Raw genomic sequence first — 19,632 nt, 5'->3', positions numbered from 1 at the left:
ACCGCCCAGCGCGAGTACGGATACCCCTTGTTTTGCTGAGGCGTACAGCGATGGAAGTGCCTGCAACGGGAACAAAACTCCCTCTGCCGGCACCAGACATCGGAACATCATGAAGCGTAATCGACCCGCGGGGGCACCCGTCGCGCGCTCGCCGCCATGCGCCGTGCCCTTCAGCGGTTCGCGCGCGCCAGAAGTCCGACCGCCACCAGCCCGACGGCAGTGATCATCAGCGCGGCCGGGGCGGCCTCGGCGATGTTCTCGAGACTGGCCTTGGCATGCACCCGGGTCGCCAGCGTGTCGTAGCCGAAGGGCCGCAGCAGAAGGGTGGCAGGCAGCTCCTTCATGCAGTCGACGAAGACCAGCAGCAGCGCCGAGCCGACGCTGGCGCGGATCAGCGGCACGTGAACCCGGCGCAGCGTGCCGCCGGCGCTCTGCCCCAAGGACCGCGCCGCCATCGGCAGGCTGGGCGAGACCCGGCCCAGCGCCGCGTCCGCGGTGCCCTGCGCGATGGCGAAGAACCGTACGCAATAGGCCAGCACTAGCGCCGCCGCCGTACCGGTCAGCAGCAGCCCCGGATCGTGACCGGTCAGCGCCAGCACCGCATCGGCCAACGCGTTGTCGAAGCCCGCCAGCGGGATCAGGATGCCGATGCCCAGCACCGCCCCCGGCGCGGCATAGCCGATCGCTGTCACCGGCAGGAGCAGCACTGGCAGGCGATGCCCGGAGAGCCGGGTGCCATAGACCATGAACAGCCCGGCCAGCACGGTGACGAAGGCGGCGATGCCGCCGGTGGTGAGCGTGTGGAACAGCGCCCGGCTCAGCCCCGGCGCGACCCATTCGCGCGCGTCGAAGGCATGGCTCGCCAGTACCGCGACCGGCAGCACGAAGCCCATCAGGAACGGCGCGAGACAAGCGGCGAAGGCCAGCGCCCCCTGCCTGCCCGTGAGCCGCACCGGCGTCACCGGCCGTGGCTGTCGCGCCGATCCGAAGAACCGCGAGCGGCGGCGGCTCAGTTTTTCAAGCGTCACCAGAAAGACGATCATCGCCAGCACCAGCGTCGCGATTTGCGCGGCGCCGCCGAGATTGCCGGCCTGCAGCCAGACGCTGAAGATCCCGGTGGTCAGGGTCTGAACGGCGAAGTAGTCGACCACGCCGAAATCGTTCACCGTCTCCATCATCACTACCGCCACGCCCGCGGCAATGGCGGGGCGGACCAGCGGCAGCCCGACCCGGAAGAACCGCCCCCAGGGGCCGACACCCAGCGCGCGGGCTACCTCGAAGCCGGCGCCGGATTGCTCACGCAGCGCCGCGCGGGCCAGCAGATAGACATAGGGGTAGAGCGCCGCCGACAGCACCACGATCGCCGCCCCGCGCGACCGGATCTGCGGAAAGGCGTAATCGCGCGCATCCTGCCATCCCATCAGCGCCCGCAGGCCGGTCTGGACCGGCCCGGCATATTCGAGGAAATCGACCAGCGCGTAGGCGCCCACATAGGCCGGCACCGCTAGCGGAAGCAGCAGCGCCCATTGCAGCCAGCCATGGCCCGGAAACCGGTACATTACCACCAGCCAGGCCGCGCCTGCCCCGGTGGCGGCGGTGATCGCCCCGACCGCGAGCATCAGCAGGACGGTGTTGCCGAGGTAGCGCGGCAGCGTCGTCGACAGCAGGTGCGGCCAGATATTGTCGTCGGGATGAAAGGCCAGCCAGATCACCGACAGCACCGGCAGCAGCACCAGCGCCGCGATCAGAACGGCGCCGACCGACCAGGGGTCGGGGCGGCTAAACCGCGTGAGCGGACTTGTCTGACTGGTTTTATCGGACATGGGGGCCGCGGTAGCTCAAAGCTGTTTCGCTGTCCAGATAACAGACTATAAAGGATCGGATACGGCCGCCCGACCTCCCCGGTCTTCGCCAGGGCCGGACACGAACAGACCCGCTCCGGGCGGGTGGAAGGACCATACGCGCATGGACATCGCCTTTCACATCGGCGCCAACTGCACCGATGAGGACCGCCTGCTCAGATCGGTGACCAAGAACCTGCCCAACCTCGCGGGGCGCGGCACAAGGGTGCCCAATCCGGCGCGCTACCGGCGGCTTTTGCGCGAGACGATCCAGCATCTGCGTGGCGGCTCGCCCGAGCCAGACACCCGCGACGTGCTGATCGACGCGATCCTCGACCATGGCGAGACCACCGAGCGCCTGGTGCTCGGCAACCCGGCCTTCATCTGCACGCCGGCCCGGATCTGCGAGGCAGGGTGCTTTCACGAGCTGGCGGGTTTCAAGGCGCGCTCGCTGGCGGCACTGTTTCCCGAGGACCGGATCGAGATGTTCCTCGGCATCCGCAATCCCGCGAGCTTCCTGCCGGCCTGCTGGGAGCAGGCGCGCGGCCGCGGCTTCGACGAGTTCATGGCCGGGCTCGATCCCCGGACGATCCTGTGGTCGGACGTTGTGGCCCGGCTGCGACAGGCGGCGCCGGAGGCGCGGCTGACGGTCTGGTGCGACGAGGATTCGGCGTTGATCTGGCCAGAGCTGGTGCGGGCACTCGCTGGGCTCGACGAGGATGCCCCGGTCGAGGGCGGGCTCGATCTGGTGGACGAGATCATGCGCCCCGAAGGTGCTGCACGGCTGCGCGACTACCTCGCCTCGCACCCGCCGGCCAATGCCGCCCAGCAGCGCAGGGTGGTCTCGGCTTTCCTGGACAAATACGCCCGCGCCGAGGTGGTCGAGACCGAGATCGACCTGCCGGGGTGGGACACGGCGCTGCTGGCCGACCTCACCGCGATCTACGAGGCGGACCTGCAGCGGATCGCGGCGATGGAGGGGGTGCGGTTTCTCGCCGCCTGAGCGGCGAGAAGTCTCAGCTCATGCCGAGCGCGGCCTTGTACATGTCGAGCACCGCCTCTTCCTCGGCGATGTCGTCGGGCTCGCGCTTGCGCAGGGCGATCACCTTGCGCAGGATCTTGGTGTCGTAGCCGCGCCCCTTGGCCTCGGCCATCACTTCCTTGATCTGCTCGGCGATGTCCTTCTTTTCGGCTTCGAGATGCTCGACGCGCTCGATGAACTGGCGCAGCTCCTCGCCGGCCGCGTTGCTCTGCACATCGATCACGGACGCGTCGCTCATGTCTCTCTCCTGTCGGGGCGGGTGTCGGGCCCCTTCCCTATCGCCCGGCAGGGACGGCATCAAGCGCCCCGCGCCATGCATCCCCGCGGCAGGCGGGCTTGTGCCGCGTCGTCCGCAGGGCTAGTCCGGCAGCGAACGCGGATCAGCCGGGAGAACGGGCATGGAGATCGTCATCTGGATCGGCGCGGCGATCACGGCCGCGGGTTTCGCCGCGATCCTGTGGAGCTTGCTGGCGGTGCTGCGGCTCCGGCGTCAGGGCCTCGAGGATGCGGAGATGCGGGCCCGGCTGGCGCGGGTCGTGCCGCTCAACATCGGGGCGCTGATGCTGTCGATGCTGGGACTGATGATGGTGGTCGTCGGCATCATCCTGTCCTGACCTCGGGCACGCGGCCGCGCCTGAGCGCCGCGTCGAGATCACCATCGGCCTGCGCCGCCGCGCGCAGCAGCGGCGTTACCTCGAAGACCGGGTCTTCGTCGGCCCATCCCTGCATCCGCGCCACCAGCGATGCGATGCCGAGCACCCTCGATTCGTGGAAGGGGCCGCCCGAGAGGCGGGACCAGCCCAGCCCGTGCACCGCCAGCGCGTCGAGATCCGCGCTGCGCGCCACCCGGCCCGCCGCCAGCAGCCGCGCGCCCTGCGCCAGCAGAGCGGCCCGAAGCCGCTCGCCGGTCCTGCCTTCGCTGCCGCGCGCCAGTGCGGCCAGAAGCCCGCGCCCCTGCGCGGTCGGAACCGGCCCCTCCGGCCCGCGCTCCAGCAAGGTTCCCGTGACGCGGCGCTCCGCGAAATAGACGTGGCGCAATGCCGCGAATTGCGGATCGGCGAGGGCGTCGCGATGCGCCGTCCGCTCGAAGCGCAGCGCCGAGCCCGCGGGCAGCAACAGCGCCGCTTCGATGCAGTCGATCACCCGCGCCGCGCTGCGCAACGGCGCGTCGTGCAGCGCCCGCCTGCGTCGGCGCAGCGCGTCGAGCCAGCCGACCCCGTCCGCCATGTGTTCGCGCCGCCCGGCGACCGGACGGGGCCGGATTCCGGCCCCGGCGAGTTGGGCGGCCAGTTCATGCGCGGCCGCAACCGGATCTTCGCCGACCACGCCGTCGATCGCCCCGGCCCCGCGCGCCGCCTCGGCCGTCACCGAACGGCCGCTCAGCAGCAGGTCGAGCGCTGCCTCGGCACCGCAGAGCGCCGCGAGACGTTGGCCGCCGCCGGCGCCGGGCGGCAGGCCGAGCACGATGTCGGGCAGCCCGAACCGCGCGCCGGGCGCGGCGAGCCGGTAATGCGCCGCGAGCGCCAACTCGGCGCCGCCGCCAATCGCGCTGCCCGAAAGCGCCGCCACCACCGGAACGGGCAGTCGCTCGATCCTGCGGCAGATCCGGTGCAAGTGAGGGGCGTCGCTCGCAGCATCGAGCTCGCGCAGGTCGAGACCGACTGAGAACACGCCGTTTTCCGCGGCCAGCACCACACCGCGCGGCGTGTCCTGGCCACCGGAAGCTGAGATATCCGCCTCGATCCGGTCCAGCGCGGCGGAGAGCGCGCTGCGGGTCGCGGCGCCGAGCGCGTTGCCGGGCCTGTGGTCGAGCGTCACTTCGACGATCCCGTCCGCGATCCGCGTCCTGACCGGCCCGTCCTCCATCGCCATCCCCTTGCACGCTGCCCCTGCGGGACCATGATCGGCGCCGCGCGGCCCCGGCGCAAGGCCCGGCGCAGCCATGAGGAGAGATCGTTGACCGCCGCGCAACGCCGCTTTACGCGCGCGAAGCCGCAGGCTAATCATCGGCCATGGATATTCGCCGCATCAGCCCCGACTACGCCGTCAGCCCGCAGATCGCGCCGGATGACGTTCCCGCCATCGCCGAAGCCGGCTTCACCACCGTGCTGTGCAACCGTCCCGACGAGGAGGTGCCCAGCGAGCTTTCGGCCGAAACGCTGCGCATCGCCGCGGAGGCCGCCGGGCTGCGCTTCGCGGTCAATTCGGTGACGCATCAGGGCCTGAACCGCGAGACGGTGGACCGCCAGATGCAGGTGCTCGAGGCCTCGGACGGCCCTGTGCTGGCCTATTGCGCCTCCGGCACCCGCTCCTCGATCGTCTGGTCGCTGGGCCAGGTCGGCCGGATGGAGACCGACGACATCATCGCCGCCACCGCCAAGGCCGGCTACGATCTCGAGCGGCTGCGGCCGCAGCTCGAAGCGCTGCGCGAGCCACCCGAAGACGACGAACCTGGCGCCGACTGAACCGCGTCGCCCCCCGGTCGGGACGGTATCTCGATCGGTGACGAAGGCCGAATTTCGGGCGCGGCGAGCCGTATCGCCCGAAGTCCCGCCTGCTGACCCAGCCGGACCGAGGCGATCCGGTGCCCCTGCCCGTCCTCCAACGCGACCGCGGTCAGGTCGACGCCGGGCAGCGGCACCTTTTCACCGATCGCGAAGCTGCCGATTTCGGCGGCAGGCACCTGCATCCGGTGCAGCACCACATGCAGCTCCGCCGGCGCCTGCAACACGGCGCCGCGCAGCGCCTCCGCCCAGCGAACCTGCGGCGCCTCGGTGAGCGGGACGACAGGCCGTGCCAGCGCCAGCATCAGCCCCCCATAGCGTCCGCTTCCGGGGCCGATTTCCAGATCGAAAGACAACAGATCGTACTCCGCTTCCGGCAGGAGCAGCCCGGCCGCGCGCGCGTCCGAGAGCCGGGCACCCGGCCGAAGCTCGCGCGGACGGGCCGGCTCGTCTTCCTCAAGCGTCGCCAGCCGGTCGAGCAGCCCCCGCAAAAACGGCGCCATCATCGCCGCCTCGGTTCCGGTGATCGGCTGCGATGGCGCCGGAGAGACGCGCGGCGCACCGAGCGTCTGGGCCTCGACCACCGCCGCGCGGAGCTGCGGCTCGATCGCCGCCAGTCCCGCGGCCGCGCCGCCCGGCCCAATGGCGACCAGCAACGCGTTGGAATCCAGGTCGGCGACCAGCGCCTCGCGGTCGCGGCGCTTCCGCTGCAGGCCTCGGATGCCGAGCGGCAGGCCAATCGTTTCCTGCGCCGCGCGGGCCAGGGCCAGCCGCTCCGGGCCGCCCGGAAAGCGCGGCGCGGCGCGGCGCGTCTCGCCGCCCAGCAGGCGGCGCAGCAAATGCTCCTGGGTCATCGCGGTCATCCTGTCCCGTCGCGGCGGCCAAGACGGCCCGTCCCGATCCCGGATCTAGCCAGATGCCGGTTGCGCAATCGCTAACGCCATGTCGGCGCGCGGCAGTTCGACCCGGAAAGTCGTGCCGCCCGAGCCCGGCAGGTGCCGAATGGCGCCGCCCAGGCGGGTCATGATCTCGCGGCAGATCGCGAGCCCCAGCCCGGCGCCCCCGGACTTGTGCGGATCGCCCAGCCGCGAGAATTTCTCGAAGATCACCCGGCCCTGCTCTGCCGGGATGCCGGAGCCGTTGTCGATGAAGTCGACGGCGTTGAGATCGGGCCGCCATTCGATCCGCAGCTCGGGACGCGGTGCGTCGCAGTATTTGCGGGCATTTGTGACGAGGTTGATGAAAACCTGCGCCAGCCGGTCCGGGTCGGTCTCTATCTCGACCGCCTCGGCCGCGCGATCGCGCACCAGCCGCAGCGCCTCGGGCTCGACCAGCGCCGCGGCCAGCGCCCGGTCGATCACCTTGCCGAGCTCGACCCGCCGCCAATCCAGCCGGCCCTGACCCGCTTCGAGCACCGACAGGTCGAGCAGATCGTCAAGCAGCCGTGTCAGCCGCGCCGCCTCGTCGCCGATGATCGACGCGAAGCGGTGCCGCTCCTCTTCCTTGAGCCCGCCCTCGCGCAGGATTTCCGCAAAGGCGCGGATCGAGGTCATCGGGGTGCGCAACTCATGGCTCACCTGGCTGAGAAAGCCGTCCTTCTGGACCGACAGCGCGGTGAGCTGGGCGTTGGCGTCGCGCAGCGCCAGCGCGGTCCGTTCCAGCTCGGCCGATTTCTGCTCCAGCCGACCGGAATATTCGACGATCTGCGCGGTCTCGTCGGCCACGGCGATCAGCTCTTCGACGGTAACGCTGACGCCGCCTGTCAGCTGGCCGATCATGGCATGCGCGGTGGCCGCCCCGACCGAGCCTGCGAGCTCGCGCTCGAGACCGCGAATGAAGTCGGGCGTCACCTCAGGCAACGCGCCGGGGCGGCCTTGGACCCGCGCCGCGCGGGCAAAGATCGCCTGTGCCTCGGTGGCGCCAAGGATCCGCTGCGCCATCACCAGAAGCGTCTCGGCATCGGCCCCGCCGCGCGACCATGGGCCCGGGCCGCCGGACTGATCGAACACGCCGACGAACTGCGCGCCTTGAAGCCGCTCCACCGGGCCGGGAAAGCTCATCAGCGACACCGCGACGAAGGCGCCCGCGTTGAGCGCCAGAGACCACAATGCCGCGTGCAGCACCGGGTCGAGCCCGCCGGTGCCCAGCAGCGCCTGCGGCCGCAGCCACTCCAATCCGAACGGCCCCTCCGCCAGCACCTGCGCCGAGATCGCCCCGCCGCCGCCGACGCTGGGCAGGAACATGGTCCACAGCCAGACCGCGAAGCCGATCACCAGCCCCGCCGCCGCGCCGGAGCGGGTGGCCCCGCGCCAGAACAGCCCACCCAGCAGCGCCGGAAGCACCTGCACCACGCCGACGAAGGCCACGAGCCCGATCGCCGCCAGCGCGGTACCGCCGCCCGACAGGCGGAAATAGAGATAGCCGAAGCCCAGCACGCCGATGATCGAGACCCGGCGCGCCGTCAGCACCACCGCTCGCACGTCGCCCGACATCACCGCGCCCGGCACTCGCGCCCGCAGCCATAGCGGCACGACGATGTGGTTCGACACCATGGTCGCGAGCGCGATCGTGGCCACCATCACCATCGAGGCGGCCGAGGAGAAGCCGCCCAGGAACGCCCAGGCCGCCAGACCGTCGCGCCCCTCGGACAGTGGCAGGGTGAGGACGAACATGTCCGGGTTGCCGGTGGGCAGGCGCTCCAGCCCCATCACCGCGATCGGCACGACGAACAGGCTCATCAGGAGCAGGTAGAGGGGAAAGGCCCAGCTGGCGGTCCCAAGATGCGCCTCGTCAGCATTCTCGACCACCAGCACCTGAAACATGCGCGGCAGGCACAGCAGCGCCGCCGCCGACAGCAGGGTGAAGCCGATCCAGCGCCCACCGGACTGCTCCCAAGCGGCGATGGGCGAGGCGTCGATCCGCGCCAGCATCTCGGCCGGGCCACCGCCCAGCTCCCACACCACGAAGACACCGATCGCCAGCAGCGCGCCGAGCTTGACCACCGCCTCGACCGCGATGGCCATGACGATCCCGTGGTGGCGTTCATTGGCGTCGAGGTTACGGGTGCCGAACAGGATCGTGAAGAGCGCCAGCCCGGCCGCCGACCAGAGTGCCACGGCCCCGCCATCGGGCGAGCCTCCGGCGCCGGGCCGGGCGAAAACCTCGAGCGACTGGGCGATGGATTGCAGCTGCAGCGCGATGTAGGGCGTGACGCCGACCACGGCGAGGAGCGTGACGATCACGCCCAAGAGCGTCGACTTGCCATAGCGCGAGGAGATCAGGTCGGCGATCGAGGTGATCCGTTGCGCGCGGCCCACCCGCACCAGCTTGCGCAGGAGCCACCACCAGCCCAGCATGACCAGGCTCGGACCGAGATAGATGGTCAGATATTCGAGGCCTGAGCGCGCCGCGTAGCCGACCGCGCCGTAGAAGGTCCAGGCGGTGCAGTAGATCGACAGCGACAGCGTGTAGGTCCAAGGGCTGCGCAGCCAGCCATCGCGTCCCGTGGCGGCGCGCCGCTCGGCCGCGAAGGCGACGCCGAACAGGAACACCACATAGACCAGCGCGATGCCGATCAGGCCGTTGAAGCCCAGCATTCAGTCCTCCGGCCCGGCCCGCCGCAGGGCGCGCGCCAGCAGCCAGGCCCCTACCAGGCTCAGCGCCCATGTGGCGAAGAGATAGACCAACACCAGCGATAGCGGCGTCTCGCCGCGCGGCCACAGCAGCGGCAACCCCCATAGGAACCCTGCCACATAGGGCACCAGGCGCGCCGCGTCGTGGAGCCGTCGACGTCGGTAGGAGGCCCGGGCCAGAAAGACCGGCCGGCGCGATGGCGGCTCAGCCCCCGGCAAGATCCCGCACCCGGTCGAGCACTTCGGCGTTGGAGAAGGGCTTGGTCATGAAATGGGTCGCGCCCAGGCTCAGGGCGAGCTCGCGGTCACGTGCCTGACCGCGCGCGGTCAGCATCATCACCGGCAGGTCGCGGGTGGCCGCATCCTGGCGCAGTTCCTGCAGAATATCGAAGCCCGACCGCCCCGGCAGCATCGCGTCGAGGATCACCAGTTCAGGCGGATGCGCACGCACCCGTTCGACCGCGCTGGCGCCGTCGGAATGGGTGTGCACCGTCCAGCCGGCTCGCGACAGGATGAAGCTGACCGCCTCGATGATGTTCGGCTCGTCCTCGATCAGCAGGACACGTCTGGCCATCCGTTCCTCCTCCGCCGGCTCCCTCCCCCGGGAGCCACGGCCGCGACGTCACTATCGCCGCGCCGCGCGATACTGTCAAAGCGCATCGGACCGTACCGGCACCAACGGCGGCTCGCGCCGCGCCGGGCAAGCGTCACGCGGGCAGAGCCGGCAGCCGGGGCCGACCTCGCGTCTCGGCACGGCGCCGGAGGTCTCCGCCCCGCCCTCCTCGCGCAGCATCAGCATCGCTGCGCGCGGCCGCGCGGGCCCGGCCCAATCCGGCCCCGTCTCGATCCAACCAACGGCGTGGCACAGCACCACCGCGCCGCTCTCGCCCGGCATCGCCGCGCGCACCCGCAGGGCGCGTCCCGGCTGCGACAGCGCCTCGTAGAGCGGCCAGAGCGGACAGGCGGCCGCGCCGCGCGACAGGGTCAGACCGTCGAGCGCCCGGCGCGGACCCAGCGCGCCGCCTGCGTCGCAGGCCACGAAGCCGACCTGCGCCGGCCCGGCACCCGGTGGCAGGGTCGCCAGCCGACGCAGTAACCGCGGCAAATCACAGCCGAGTCGCGCCGCGACCCCCAGCGGATCCGCAGCTTCGCGCCAGGCCTGCGCCACCTGCTCGAGCGGCAATGCCTGCGCATCCGCGCGGTAGGTCACCAGCCAGCGGCGCAGCACCTCGCGCGCTGCCGGGTCGAGGTCGGGCGCGCCCATCGCGACCTCCTCCGGCGACAGCGCCGGGTTGGGCCCCTCTAGCGCGGCGACGTGGTGGCCCATGCGGTCGAGGAACCGCTCGACCCGGTCGAGCGGTGTCAGCGCCGCGTCGCTGGTGCCGGGGGCCTCGAGAAAACCTGCGAGCCTGCGGCTGCTCTCGGCCAGCCGCAAGCTCTCGGCATGGATGTTTCGGTGGAACCGGGCCTGCCAGTCGCGGTCGAGCGCCTCGCCGCCCGTAAGGATGGAGGCGGTGGAACGGATCGCGGTGGCGGCGGTGATCACCTGATGCAGCGAGGCCGACAGCTCGGGATCATGCGCCAGCCGGTCGCTCAGCCCCGCGACCTGCGCCTCCAGCGTCTCGATCCGCGCCGCCTGCGCCGCGATCAGCCCGGCCCAGCCGGGAAACCGCCCGGCCAGCACCTCGGCATCGGCCAAGGGCACGTCGTGCTGCGCCGCCGCCGCCTCGAGGCGACCTACCAGCGCGCCGTCGGCGCCTTGGGCAATCTGCGCCGGATCGAGATCGAGCACGCGGGCGATGGCGTTGAGCAACCGGCCCCCGATCCGGCGCCGGTCATGTTCGATCAGGTTGAGGTAGGAGGCCGAGATCCCGACCTGCTGCGCCAGCGCGGTCTGCGCCAGCCCGAGATCGAGCCGCCGCGCCCGGATCCGCGCCCCGGCGAGCCGCGCACCGCGCCTCTCAAGCCCCATGAAGCCCCCCGATACGCGCCGTCGGTGCCGCGCCGATGCTGCGCGCGCGAGAGAAATTGTTGACTGGTTTTCGGCGCGCCATGTTCAGAAATTTACAGGAAACTGGCGGCCCGCCAAGCATTTGTTGCTCGGTTTTCACCATTGCGTCGATACTTGCAAGGCACCGGAAGGTGTGGCGGCCAGCAGGAGCGGAGGAGGTTCCCGGCGGGTCGACCGATAATCCAGGGAGGAGACCACATGACACGACAGACCTTCTCGCGCCGCGGCTTGCTCAAGACCGGCGCGGTGGGCGGTGCGGGGCTCGCGCTGCCAACGATCTTCACGTCACAGGCGCGCGCCTTCACCAATGCGCCCACCGGCTCGACCGTAACGCTCGGCTTCAACGTGCCGCTGACCGGCGCCTATGCCGACGAGGGTGCGGACGAGCTGCGCGCGCTCGAACTCGCCGTCGAGCATCTCAATGGCGGCGGCGATGGCGGCATGCTGCAGACCTTCTCGAGCCAGGCGCTCGACGGTACCGGCATCCTCGGCAAGAAGGTCGAATACGTTACCGGCGACGACCAGACCAAATCCGACGTCGCCCGCGCCACCGCCCAGTCGATGATCCAGAAGGACGGCGCGGTGATGATCACCGGCGGCTCGTCCTCGGGTACGGCGATCGCGGTGCAGGGCCTGTGCCAGGAAGCCGGCGTCATCTTCATGGCCGGTCTCACCCACTCCAACGACACCACCGGCAAGGACCGCAAGGCCAACGGCTTCCGCCACTTCTTCAACGCCTACATGTCGGCGCAGGCGCTGGCACCGGTGCTGCAGAACCTCTACGGCACCGACCGGCGCGCCTATCACCTGACCGCCGACTACACCTGGGGCTGGACCCAGGAGGAATCGATCGCGGCGGCGACCGAGGCGATGGGCTGGGAGACCACCGAAAAGGTGCGCACGCCGCTCGGCGCGGGCGATTTCTCGTCCTACATCGCGCCAGTGCTGAACTCCGGCGCCGACATCCTCGTGCTCAACCACTACGGCGGGGACATGGTGAACTCGCTCACCCAGGCGGTGCAGTTCGGTCTGCGTGACCGGCAGGCCAACGGCAAGGACTTCCAGATCGTCGTGCCGCTCTACTCCGAGCTGATGGCGCGCGGCGCGGGACAGGCGATCAAGGGCATTCCCGGCTCGCAGAACTGGGACTGGAAACTCGAGGACGCCGGCACCCAGGCCTTCGTGAAGAGCTTCGGCGAGAAGTACGGCTTCCCGCCCTCGCAGGCCGCGCATACCTGCTACGTGCAGACGCTGCTCTATGCGGACGCGGTGGCGCGGGCCGGCGACTTCAACCCCTGCGCGGTGGTCGAGGCGCTGGAGGGCTACGAGTTCGACGGGCTCGGCAACGGCCCGACGCTCTACCGCGCCGACGACCACCAGTGCTTCAAGGACGTGGTCGTGGTGAAGGGCGCCGAGAACCCGCAGGACGAGTTCCATCTCGTGGAGATCGTCGAGGTCACGCCGACCGAGCAGGTCACCTACGCGGCAGACCACCCGATGTTCGCCGGCGGCGCGCTGGGCGAGTGCAACCCGGGCGCCTGAGGCGTCACCACCCGAGACCGCCGGTCGCGCATGTCGCGACCGGCCCCTCCCGACGCGCGCCCATGCCGGGCGCGCGATCCGGGGCGGCTTGACCATCCTCACATACGGACGGGGACCATGGACGCCATACTCATCCAGATCCTGAACGGGCTCGACAAGGGATCGGCCTACGCGCTGATCGCGCTGGGCCTCACCCTCATCTTCGGCACGCTGGGCGTGGTGAACTTCGCGCATGGCGCGCTGTTCATGATCGGCGCCTTCTGCGCCGTGACGCTGCAGAAGATTCTGACCATCAGCGTCACCACCATCGACCCCGAGCGCACCGACTTCCTCGGCAACCCGCTGAAGGTCCAGACCCCCTATGTGGAGAACTGGTTCGGCCCCGAGATCGGCGCCGCCATCGTCGACTGGGCGGTGCCATTGGCGATCGTGCTGGCGATCCCGGTCATGGTGCTGGTCGGCTTCGTGATGGAGCGCGGCCTGATCAAGCACTTCTACAAGCGCCCCCATTCCGACCAGATCCTCGTGACCTTCGGCCTCGCCATCGTGCTGCAGGAGATCATCAAGTATTTCTACGGCGCCAACCCGATCCCGACGCCCGCGCCCAGCGCGTTCCGCGGCAGCCTCGACATCGGCGTCTGGCTGGGCTTCGACCCCTTCACCATCATCTACCCCTACTGGCGGCTAGTCTATTTCTTCTTCGCCGGGACCATCATCACCGGCGTCTTCGCCTTCCTGCAGTTCACCACCTTCGGGATGGTGGTGCGCGCCGGCATGGCCGACCGCGAGACGGTGGGGCTCCTGGGCATCGACATCGACAAGCGGTTCACGCTGATGTTCGGCCTCGCGGCCGCCGTCGCCGGCCTCGCGGGGGTGATGTACACGCCGATCCTCAGCCCGAACTACCACATGGGCATGGACTTCCTGGTGCTGAGCTTCGTGGTCGTCGTGGTCGGCGGCATGGGCTCGCTGCCTGGCGCTGTGCTGGCCGGGTTCCTGCTCGGTATCCTGCAGAGCTTTGCCTCGATGAACGAGGTCAAGTCGCTGCTGCCGGGCATCGACCAGATCATCATCTACCTGGTCGCCATCGTCATTCTGCTGACGCGCCCCCGCGGCCTGATGGGCCGGCGCGGCGTGATGGAGGACTAAGCCATGCTCGGACTTGAGCGCAAAGACACACTCCTGATGTTCGCGGTGGCCTTCATCACCCTGCTCGCCCCGATCATCCTCAACCCCTTCCCGGCCGGGTCGGCGCTGGCGCAGTTCAACGCGGGCTATCCCGACCTGATGCAGCGCTTCGTGATCTTCGGGATTTTCGCGATCGGCTTCAACATCCTGTTCGGCCTCACCGGCTACCTCTCCTTCGGCCACGCCGCGTTCCTGGGGATCGGCTCCTACTCCGCCGTCTGGATGTTCAAGCTGCTGTCGATGAACGTGATCCCGGCGATCCTCTTGTCGATCATCATGGCCGGGCTGTTCGCGCTGGTGATCGGTTTCGTCAGCCTGCGCCGCTCGGGCATCTATTTCTCGATCCTGACGCTGGCCTTCGCGCAGATGAGCTACAACCTCGCCTACTCGGTGCTGACCCCGGTCACCAATGGCGAGACCGGCCTGCAGCTGACGCTCTCGGATCCGCGCATCCTCGACGGCGCTTCGAGCGGCGGGCTGCCCGTCACCTCGCTCTTCGGCGCCGAGATGCGCGACACCACCACGCTCTATGTCGGCCCGTGGACCTGGGATTTCTCGGTCGGCTATTACTTCTGCGCGCTGCTGATGCTCATCGCCTTTTACCTCTCGGTCCGCATCTTCCGCTCGCCCTTCGGCATGATGCTGCGCGCGGTGAAATCCAACCAGCAGCGGATGAACTACACCGGGCTGAACTCGCGGCCCTACACGCTCGCGGCCTTCGTGATCTCGGGCATGTATGCCGGCCTCGCCGGTGGGCTGCTGGCGGCGATGGACCCGCTGGCGGGTGCCGACCGGATGCAGTGGACCGCCTCGGGCGAGGTGGTGCTGATGACCATCCTCGGCGGCGCCGGCACGCTGATCGGGCCGGTCCTCGGTGCCGGCTTCATCAAATACTTCGAGAACATCTTCTCGAAGATCAACGACGGCATCCTGCACCAGTGGTTCGCCTTCATGCCCGACGGGCTGGAGAACTTCATGGTGACGGTCATCCACCCCTTCATCGGCAAGGGCTGGCACCTGACGCTGGGCATCATGTTCATGCTGGTCGTGATCTTCCTGCCGGGCGGCCTCGTCGAGGGCGCGCAGCGCACGGGACGCCTGTTCCGCCGCCGCGACCGCAACGCCGACCACGTGGAATCCGACGCCGCGCGCCAGCGCGCCGCCGCGGAATAAGGAGGCCGAGATGGGCATTCTCGAAGTCAAGGGCGTCAACAAGCGCTTCGGCGGCCTGCAGGCGCTGGGCGACGTCAACCTCTCGGTCCGGGAGAACACCGTCCACGCCATCATCGGCCCCAACGGGGCGGGCAAGTCGACGCTGCTCAACTGCCTCGTCGGCAAGCTGATACCGGACTCGGGCTCGGTGATGTTCGACGGGCAGTCGGTGCTCGGGCGCAAGCCGCACGAGATCAACCAGATGGGAATCAGCCGCGTGTTCCAGACGCCGGAGATCTTTGCCGATCTCAGCGTTCTGGAGAACGTGATGATCCCCTGTTTTGCCCGGCGCGACGGGGCGTTCCGGCTGCACGCCTACGAGACGGTGCGCAAGGAGGCGGACATCCGCGAACAGGCCGAGGCGATGCTCGCCGACGTCAACATGCTCGACAAGCGCAACATGATCGCCTCGAGCCTGTCGCGCGGCGACAAGCGTCGGCTCGAGATGGCGATGTGCCTGGTGCAGTCGCCCAAGCTGCTGCTGCTCGACGAGCCGACGGCCGGCATGGCGCGGGCCGACACCAACAACACCATCGACCTGCTCAAGGAGATCAAGGCCAAGCGCGACATCACCATGTGCATCATCGAGCACGACATGCATGTGGTGTTCTCGCTGGCCGAGCGGATCACCGTTCTGGCCCAAGGTACGCCGCTGGTCGAGGAAACGCCCGAGAACATCAAGGGCCACCCAAAGGTGCGCGAAGCCTATCTGGGCGAGGCGCAGGTCTGAACGCGGGAGAACGCAGATGAACGAGACAGCGACATTCGACCGCGACCGCAACAGCGCCGCGACCCACCCCAAGTTTCTCTCCGTCTGGGACATCCAGGCCTATTACGGCGAGAGCTACATCGTGCAGGGGGTCAGCTTCGACATCCACGAGGGCGAGATCCTGGCGCTGCTGGGCCGCAACGGCGCGGGCAAGACCTCGACGCTCCGGACCATTGCCCGGCTCGACAACCCGGCGCTCCGGCATGGCGAGATCTGGCTCGACCACAAGCCGCTGCACAAGATGAAGGCGCATGAGGCGGCATCCAACGGCATCGCGCTGGTGCCCGAGGATCGCCGCATCATCCCCGGCCTCACCGTCGAGGAGAACCTGCAGCTGGCGCAGATCGCTCCCCCCGTAGGTTGGTCCCTGGAGCGGATCTACGGGCTGTTCCCCCGGCTCAAGGAGCGCCGCAAGCAAGAAGGCGTCACGCTGTCGGGCGGAGAGCAGCAGATGCTGGCCATCGCCCGGGCGCTGGCGCGCGACATCAAGGTTCTGCTGCTCGACGAACCCTACGAAGGTCTCGCTCCCGTGATCGTGCAGGAAATTGCCAAGACGCTGAACATCATCCGCGATCAGGGAATTACCACGATCATCGTGGAGCAGAACGCGGTCGCCGCGCTCAAGCTCGCTGACCGGGCCGTGATCCTTGACACCGGCTCGGTGGTCTATGACGGATCGGCACAGGAGGTGCTCGAGGACGAGGCATTGCGGCAGCGCTACCTCGCGATCTGAGCACGAGGGAGAGAATGAAGGATCAGCTCATGACACCGCAGCTTCACGAGCCGAATGAGGAGGTGCGCGCCCGCGCCCATATCGATCGCGCCGGCTATGACCGGCTCTATGCCCAATCGGTGAACGACCCCGACGCGTTCTGGGGCGAGCAGGGCAAACGGCTCGACTGGATCAAGCCCTATTCCAAGGTCAAGAACACCGACTTCACGCTGGGCCGGGTCGCGATCAACTGGTTCGCGGACGGCACACTCAACGTCGCGCAGAACTGCATCGACCGGCACCTCGCTACGCGCGGCAATCAGACCGCGATCATTTGGGAGCCGGACGACCCGCAGGCCGAGGCGCAGCACATCAGCTACCGGCAGCTGCACACGCAGGTCTGCAAGTTCGCCAACGTACTCAAGAAGATGGGCGTGAAAAAGGGCGATCGCGTCGTCATCTACATGCCGATGATCCCCGAGGCGGCCTATGCGATGCTCGCCAGCGCGCGGATCGGCGCGATCCATTCGGTGGTCTTCGCGGGCTTCTCGCCCGATGCGCTCTCGGCCCGCGTCACCGGCTGCGACGCCAAGGTGGTGATCACTGCCGACGAGGCGCCGCGCGGCGGCCGCAACACCCCGCTCAAGACCAATGCCGACAAGGCCTTCGAGAAATGCCCCGAAGGCACGCAGATGCTCGTCGTCAAGCGCACCAGGGGCGCGGTCGAGATGGTCGAGGGCCGCGACCACTGGCTGCACGAGATGGAGGACGGCGTCTCCGAAGACTGCCCGGCCGAGGAGATGGGCGCGGAGGATCCGCTCTTCATCCTCTACACCTCCGGCTCGACCGGTCAGCCGAAGGGCGTGGTGCACACCACCGGCGGCTACCTGGCCTATGCCGCGCTGACGCATCAATACGTCTTCGATTACCATGACGGCGACGTCTATTGGTGCACGGCAGATGTCGGCTGGGTGACCGGGCACAGCTATATCGTCTATGGCCCGCTGGCCAACGGCGCGACCACGCTGATGTTCGAGGGCGTCCCGACCTATCCCGATGCCTCGCGCTTCTGGAAGGTCTGCGAAAAGCACAAGGTGAACCAGTTCTACACCGCGCCCACCGCAATCCGCGCCCTGATGGGCAAAGGCGAGCAATGGGCCGAGGGCTGCGATCTGTCGTCGCTCAAGGTGCTGGGCACGGTGGGCGAGCCGATCAACCCCGAGGCGTGGGAGTGGTACGACCGGGTCATCGGCAAGGGCCGCGTGCCGATCGTCGACACTTGGTGGCAGACCGAGACCGGCGGTCACATGATCACCTCCCTGCCGGGCGCGATCGCGACCAAGCCCGGCTCGGCCACCCTGCCCTTCTTCGGCGTGCAGCCGGTCGTGCTCGACCCGCAATCGGGTGCGGTGATCGAGGAGACCGAAGCCGAGGGCGTGCTCGCCATCGCCGACAGCTGGCCGGGGCAGATGCGCACCATCTGGGGCGATCACGACCGCTTCGAGCAGACCTACTTCTCGCAGTACAAGGGCTACTACTTCTCTGGCGACGGCTGCCGCCGTGACGCCGACGGTTACTACTGGATCACCGGGCGCGTGGATGACGTGATCAACGTTTCCGGCCACCGGATGGGCACCGCCGAGGTCGAGAGCGCGCTGGTGGCGCACAAGGCGGTCTCAGAGGCCGCCGTGGTCGGCTACCCGCACGAGGTGAAGGGTCAGGGCATCTATGCCTATGTCACGCTGATGGAAGGGATCGAGGCCACCGACGAGTTGCGGCGCGAGCTCGAGAACTGGGTCCGGAAGGAGATCGGCCCGATCGCCAAGCCCGACTGCATCCAGTGGGCCCCCGGCCTGCCGAAGACCCGTTCGGGCAAGATCATGCGCCGCATCCTGCGCAAGATCGCAGAGAACGACTACGGCAGCCTGGGCGACACCTCGACCCTGGCCGAGCCACTGGTGGTAGAAGATCTCATCGCCAACCGCATGAATCGCGGCTGAAAGAGGCGGCGGGGGCCCGTTCGACAGGTCCCCTGCCGCCTGCCTTACGTTTGGTCAACAGATTGCCTTCATGCTCGGCCATGGTGGGGGCTCCTGATTCGGGAGCTTTTGATGGATTCGTTCAGACCGATTTCCCCGTATTCGGCCCCGGTGTTCGCGGTCGGCCAACCCGAGCGGACCGGCGAGGTCTCTGCCGCGCGTCCGCGTCGCGACGTGCCGCCCGTCACCCGGACGGCGGCGCCCGCGCCCATCTCCCCGCGACCGCCGGATCAGAGCAGCATCGGGCTGGTGCAGGCAGGCCTGATGGCGGGAGGCTCCCCCGCGCAGGATTACTCGCCCGAGCGGGCGCTCAAACCCTGGGGCGTGGCCATCCTGCCCGATGCCGAAAGCGCGGAAGCCCGCCGGGAGGCGGAGGCGGCGCGCCTTGCCGAAGCCGAGGCTACAGCAGAGCGGACCGCGCCGGACGACGGCGCCGCGCTTCCGGAAGTGCCACCCGCCCCCGTGGCGGCGGACCGGGAGCCGCCTGCGGAGGTGCATGCCGATCCCCGGACGCCCCCCGCGCCCGACTGACGCAGGGGCTGGCCCGGCATAGGTCGCGGCTGCTTTCCTCGCCCAGCGAACCGGCGTATAAGCCCCCGGAACTGCAGCCCGGACGGGCGTGATACGAGGGGCCCAGAGCTATGAGCGACAAGACCAGCCACGACAGCGATGTCAGCTTCATCCGCGCGCTGGCGGAACTGCTGAACCAGAACGACCTGACCGAACTTCAGGTGAAGCGCGACTACGGCGAGAATGACAGCCTGAACGTCCGCGTCAGCCGCGCCCGCGAAGTGGTCCAGCAGGTCGCCATGCCGCAGCAGAGCCATCCCGCGCCGATGGCTGCCGCGGCCCCCAGCCCGGCTGCCGTCCCCGCTGCCGCGGCCAACGAAGACCCCGCGAGCCATCCGGGTGCCGTCACCTCGCCGATGGTCGGCACCGCCTATCTGCAGGCCGAGCCCGGCTCGCCCGCCTTCGTCACCCCCGGCGCCCAGGTCAAGGAAGGCGACACGGTCCTCATCATCGAGGCGATGAAGACCATGAACCAGATTCCCGCCCCGCGCTCCGGCACGGTCAAGCGCATCCTCGTCGAGGACGGCAGCCCCGTCGAGTTCGGCGCGCCGCTGATGATCATCGAGTGAG

19 protein-coding genes are annotated in these 19,632 nt (G+C 69.1%); 11 read left to right on the top strand and 8 right to left on the bottom strand.

The window, feature by feature from the left end:
• Positions 1-170: 170 nt before the first annotated feature.
• Positions 171-1,823 (bottom strand): ABC transporter permease, encoded by a 1,653-nt coding sequence (locus FHS00_RS17345; protein ID WP_183475355.1) that lies wholly within the window; start codon positions 1,821-1,823, stop codon positions 171-173.
• A 142-nt stretch (positions 1,824-1,965) separates the two neighbouring features.
• Here FHS00_RS17345 and FHS00_RS17340 point away from each other — a divergent pair, with 142 nt between their 5' ends.
• The gene (locus FHS00_RS17340) at positions 1,966-2,844 is read left to right on the top strand and encodes a hypothetical protein (RefSeq protein WP_183475354.1); all 879 of its coding nucleotides are present in this window, start codon (positions 1,966-1,968) and stop codon (positions 2,842-2,844) included.
• 13 nt (positions 2,845-2,857) lie between these two features.
• Here the strand turns inward: FHS00_RS17340 and FHS00_RS17335 are convergent, their stop codons facing one another.
• On the bottom strand, positions 2,858-3,121 hold the full coding sequence (locus FHS00_RS17335; RefSeq protein WP_183475353.1) for a DUF2312 domain-containing protein: 264 nt from the start codon (positions 3,119-3,121) through the stop codon (positions 2,858-2,860).
• 160 nt (positions 3,122-3,281) lie between these two features.
• On the opposite strand from FHS00_RS17335, the gene FHS00_RS17330 reads away from it, so the two are divergent.
• Positions 3,282-3,497: a hypothetical protein gene (locus FHS00_RS17330; RefSeq protein ID WP_183475352.1), complete on the top strand. Its 216-nt coding sequence runs from the start codon at positions 3,282-3,284 to the stop codon at positions 3,495-3,497.
• Here the strand turns inward: FHS00_RS17330 and FHS00_RS17325 are convergent.
• A complete protein-coding gene (locus FHS00_RS17325) occupies positions 3,484-4,749 on the bottom strand; it encodes an enoyl-CoA hydratase/isomerase family protein (protein ID WP_183475351.1) in 1,266 nt (421 codons plus the stop codon). The genes FHS00_RS17330 and FHS00_RS17325 overlap by 14 nt on opposite strands.
• 146 nt (positions 4,750-4,895) lie before the next feature.
• Here FHS00_RS17325 and FHS00_RS17320 point away from each other — a divergent pair, with 146 nt between their 5' ends.
• The gene (locus tag FHS00_RS17320) at positions 4,896-5,348 is read left to right on the top strand and encodes a protein tyrosine phosphatase family protein (protein ID WP_183475350.1); all 453 of its coding nucleotides are present in this window, start codon (positions 4,896-4,898) and stop codon (positions 5,346-5,348) included.
• On the opposite strand, the gene FHS00_RS17315 is transcribed toward FHS00_RS17320, so the two are convergent.
• From FHS00_RS17315 to FHS00_RS17295, 5 genes are all read right to left on the bottom strand, one after another.
• A complete protein-coding gene (locus tag FHS00_RS17315; RefSeq protein ID WP_183475349.1) occupies positions 5,270-6,241 on the bottom strand; it encodes a hypothetical protein in 972 nt (323 codons plus the stop codon). The two genes, FHS00_RS17320 and FHS00_RS17315, sit on opposite strands and share 79 nt — an antisense overlap.
• 54 nt (positions 6,242-6,295) lie before the next feature.
• Positions 6,296-8,983, bottom strand: a complete 2,688-nt coding sequence (locus FHS00_RS17310; RefSeq protein WP_183475348.1) for a sensor histidine kinase — start codon at positions 8,981-8,983, stop codon at positions 6,296-6,298.
• Positions 8,984-9,148, bottom strand: a complete 165-nt coding sequence (locus FHS00_RS17815) for a hypothetical protein (protein ID WP_246391459.1) — start codon at positions 9,146-9,148, stop codon at positions 8,984-8,986. It lies immediately after the preceding gene.
• A 76-nt stretch (positions 9,149-9,224) separates the two neighbouring features.
• Complete coding sequence (locus FHS00_RS17300) at positions 9,225-9,593, bottom strand: response regulator transcription factor (protein WP_183475346.1); 369 nt, start codon at positions 9,591-9,593, stop codon at positions 9,225-9,227.
• A 75-nt stretch (positions 9,594-9,668) separates the two neighbouring features.
• Entirely contained in the window at positions 9,669-10,991 is a 1,323-nt protein-coding gene (locus tag FHS00_RS17295; RefSeq protein ID WP_183475345.1) for a short-chain fatty acyl-CoA regulator family protein, read from the bottom strand.
• Positions 10,992-11,228: 237 nt separating this feature from the next.
• Between FHS00_RS17295 and FHS00_RS17290 the strand changes: the two genes are divergently transcribed.
• From FHS00_RS17290 to accB, 8 genes are all read left to right on the top strand, one after another.
• Positions 11,229-12,572 carry a substrate-binding protein gene (locus FHS00_RS17290; protein WP_183475344.1) on the top strand — a complete coding sequence of 448 codons (1,344 nt, stop codon included), beginning with the start codon at positions 11,229-11,231 and terminating at the stop codon, positions 12,570-12,572.
• A 117-nt stretch (positions 12,573-12,689) separates the two neighbouring features.
• Positions 12,690-13,721, top strand: a complete 1,032-nt coding sequence (locus FHS00_RS17285; RefSeq protein ID WP_183475343.1) for a branched-chain amino acid ABC transporter permease — start codon at positions 12,690-12,692, stop codon at positions 13,719-13,721.
• A 3-nt stretch (positions 13,722-13,724) separates the two neighbouring features.
• A complete protein-coding gene (locus tag FHS00_RS17280; protein ID WP_183475342.1) occupies positions 13,725-14,933 on the top strand; it encodes a branched-chain amino acid ABC transporter permease in 1,209 nt (402 codons plus the stop codon).
• A 10-nt stretch (positions 14,934-14,943) separates the two neighbouring features.
• Positions 14,944-15,702, top strand: coding sequence for an ABC transporter ATP-binding protein (locus FHS00_RS17275; RefSeq protein ID WP_183475341.1), 759 nt, complete (start codon positions 14,944-14,946; stop codon positions 15,700-15,702).
• A gap of 16 nt (positions 15,703-15,718) precedes the next feature.
• Complete coding sequence (locus tag FHS00_RS17270) at positions 15,719-16,474, top strand: ABC transporter ATP-binding protein (protein WP_183475340.1); 756 nt, start codon at positions 15,719-15,721, stop codon at positions 16,472-16,474.
• Between the two features lie 29 nt (positions 16,475-16,503).
• Positions 16,504-18,453: an acetate--CoA ligase gene (gene acs, locus FHS00_RS17265; protein WP_183475339.1), complete on the top strand. Its 1,950-nt coding sequence runs from the start codon at positions 16,504-16,506 to the stop codon at positions 18,451-18,453.
• A gap of 111 nt (positions 18,454-18,564) precedes the next feature.
• Positions 18,565-19,023, top strand: coding sequence for a hypothetical protein (locus FHS00_RS17260; protein WP_183475338.1), 459 nt, complete (start codon positions 18,565-18,567; stop codon positions 19,021-19,023).
• Between the two features lie 110 nt (positions 19,024-19,133).
• On the top strand, positions 19,134-19,631 hold the full coding sequence (accB, locus tag FHS00_RS17255) for an acetyl-CoA carboxylase biotin carboxyl carrier protein (protein ID WP_183475337.1): 498 nt from the start codon (positions 19,134-19,136) through the stop codon (positions 19,629-19,631).
• The last annotated feature ends 1 nt before the right edge of the window (position 19,632 follow it).

This window comes from Limimaricola variabilis (assembly GCF_014195545.1).
In the GTDB taxonomy this organism is placed as follows: Bacteria; Pseudomonadota; Alphaproteobacteria; order Rhodobacterales; family Rhodobacteraceae; genus Limimaricola; species Limimaricola variabilis.
Note: the sequence above shows the minus strand (reverse complement) of the source record. Positions and strands in the feature narration are given on the sequence as shown.